4 protein-coding genes are annotated in these 2,619 nt (G+C 61.8%); all 4 read right to left on the bottom strand.

Annotated elements, in window-relative coordinates; genetic code table 11:
• Positions 1 to 121: 121 nt before the first annotated feature.
• Positions 122 to 436, bottom strand: a complete 315-nt coding sequence (locus ABY454_RS12265; protein ID WP_372931053.1) for a hypothetical protein — start codon at positions 434 to 436, stop codon at positions 122 to 124.
• A 55-nt stretch (positions 437 to 491) separates the two neighbouring features.
• Complete coding sequence (locus ABY454_RS12260; RefSeq protein ID WP_372931052.1) at positions 492 to 1,187, bottom strand: hypothetical protein; 696 nt, start codon at positions 1,185 to 1,187, stop codon at positions 492 to 494.
• Positions 1,188 to 1,343: 156 nt separating this feature from the next.
• The gene (locus ABY454_RS12255) at positions 1,344 to 2,183 is read right to left on the bottom strand and encodes a hypothetical protein (protein ID WP_372931050.1); all 840 of its coding nucleotides are present in this window, start codon (positions 2,181 to 2,183) and stop codon (positions 1,344 to 1,346) included.
• 43 nt (positions 2,184 to 2,226) lie between these two features.
• The coding region (locus ABY454_RS12250; RefSeq protein ID WP_372931048.1) for a potassium channel family protein at positions 2,227 to 2,619 on the bottom strand (393 nt) is incomplete at its 5' end.

The raw sequence follows: 2,619 nt of genomic DNA, 5'->3' as shown, positions 1-2,619 counted from the left end.
GAAGGCCTGCGTACCGTCCGCAGTTTCTATCTTGAGGACGGGAAGGAAGCCCACGCCCTGCCCAAAGCGGCCGAGGCAGCCAAGACCGCTTAGAAGCAGATTGGTTGATGTTCGCTGCAGCCTACCGGTACCGCCTGGACGAATAAGCACCACACGCGCCCTTGAGCCGGTTATCGTTGCCGAGGGCCTGGCAAATGTAGACCTTCTTCAACGGGTCGTTGCGCACCTGCGCCACAGTCACCTTCCAGCCATAGCTCCGCGCCACGCGCGCGATCTCTTGATCCTGACAATAAGGCGTCGAGAGAAGACCGTGCTTCATGACTTGAAAGATGCCCTGGCATTTGATCTTGGCCGCGAGCGCGGGTGCCGTCACGCTGATGAGCAGCACGCCAATAAGGCCCGCCGCCAAACCGATCGCATTATGATGTTCGCGCATGTCTGCCTCCCATCACTAAGCCGCAGAGGAGTTGCGCGCCATGTGGCGCCGCAACTCACCACTCCGCGGATTGTAGAACAGGAATGAGCCCTTCGTCTCCATTGGCGTAGGCCTCACCATTGGGCCAAACAGCGGCGGGGCGCCCGTCGCTCACCAATTGCCCCTCCTCCAGCGCAAGCCGCGGCAACGGCAGGCAAACGAACCGTTCGTCGACAATCCAAAACGAGCCGAGCCCTGCCAACAGGGCGTCCACGAAGGGCATATAGACGTCGTTCAAGTGCTGGAGGCTCTCGTTCTCGACGCTGTTTCCGGCGATCGCTTCGCGCATCGCGGTCGATGCAAGACATGCCACGCTGTTGCTTACCTCACCGGCCTCGCCAGACACGAGATTGATCAGTGTGATGCGGAACGCCTCCAGATGGAGTGCGTCGGCGAGCCGCGTCTCGGCTTCTTCGCGCGCCTTCAGATAGGCCGACCACATCGCCTTGTCGCGCTGAAGCTCGACCTCCGCCTGATCGCGCAACGCCTGCATCGTCATATGCCAGCGGCTGGCATCGGGACTTTCAAAATCGATGCCCGCCAATTCGCTATTGGCCTGCTGCGGTCCCATGGCCCAGGTAAAGGACATGTCCCGAAAGCCGATGAGCCGGCCATGCTGCCGCAGCGCCTCTTCCGCGGCAAGCGGATCAAAATAGGGACGCGCGGGGTCGATCCCGTTAAGTCGCGAGATGATCCTCTCTACTTCGTCCACGCCGTTGCCCTCCCCCAGAAGCGTCCTCCCTCGGACGCGTGTGAACGCAAAACCCAGCCATTTGTGGCTCGCAGCGTGCCGGCATTGGCTGCCGGTCCAGTTGTCTGGTCGGCGATCCTACACCGCGCAGCCCACCATTTCATGTCATGAAGTGACTCAGGAGCCGATGGACTGGCTCTGAGCCTTCCACCCCGCGGCGCCCGGGAGGGATCGCGCCGCAGGAGAACCGGCAGAGCTCGCCGCCGGGCGCGGAAGTTCCGCTTCGATCCGCGCGGCGGACTCGTCCCACGACAGGATGCCGTCGCGCCACGCCGGATCTCGAGCCGCGATGAGCGCACGTTCGACGACGCCCTTCCAGTCGCCCTCACCCGCTTGGTCGTAAGGAATGACATTGTCCCGAGCGCCAGCCAGGAGATCAGGGGCCACGATGGGCAATAAGCAATAGGAATACTGGAGCAGCTTCAGACTGGACTGGGCGAGATAAAGCTCCCGTTCCGTCATGGGATAGGGCGCGATCCCGAAATCCGCGAACTTGATGTAGGGAATAATGTCTGCGAAAGGCCGCTCGCCATAGACCTTTACGTTGGACGGGTAGTCCCCAGACATGCCGTTTCCGAACAGGTGGAACATGACCTCGGGGCTGTGGCGCGCCATGGCCGATATGGCCACGCTGTCGAACAGCATGTTTCCCACTGCGACGGCGTTGCGGCTGCTACGCGGGTATGGCGAGACGGTGCACCCGTCGAAGGCCGGCTTGTCGATCGCTTGCGGCGCGAAGGCGAGCTTGCCGCCGGCGGGCAGATGCTCCGCCATGCGCGGTGAATTCACAAGTACGAGATCGCACGCGCGGGAAAGGTGCTGCTCCAGCTTGACCAGGTAGTTCGATGCGCCGATCGTATCGAGACGATCGCGGCGGAAATAGACGACACGGGCATTTTTGTTTGTTCGCCGAATGGCGTCGAAGAAGCAGATGCCCGTGCCAGACTCCAGCAGCACCCGTCCAGCCCGGCGACACTATTTACGTCCGCGAACGCTTCTTCTAGCCGTCATCGCCGTGCTTGAGGCTGTCGTAGACCCATTGCACCGCGGCAAAGACGAGGGCCGTGGACCAGCCGAACATCAAAAGGCCATTCGCGGCCTCGAACGAGGACAGAAGCCGCCAGTCCTCGTCGAGCGTGATGTCGCCGAAGCCGAGCGTGGTGAACGTCACGGTCGAGAAGTAGACCGCCGTCTCCAAGGTCTCGATCGCACCCAGCCCCACATAGAGAAGCGCCCAAGCCCATACCTCGGTCACGGTCGCGAGAAAAAGCCACATCACGAACACGCCCAGTTCAAGTGTCGCCCGCAGCTCCGTACGTGCCGGGTGGCGATCGAGATGACCGCGCAAGTAATCGATCCCGACTAGCGTGAAAACACCCTGTATGATCGTCGT

The organism is Methyloceanibacter sp., from assembly GCF_041573655.1.
In the GTDB taxonomy this organism is placed as follows: domain Bacteria; phylum Pseudomonadota; class Alphaproteobacteria; order Rhizobiales; family Methyloligellaceae; genus Methyloceanibacter.
This window is presented reverse-complemented; position numbering and strand designations above follow the sequence as displayed.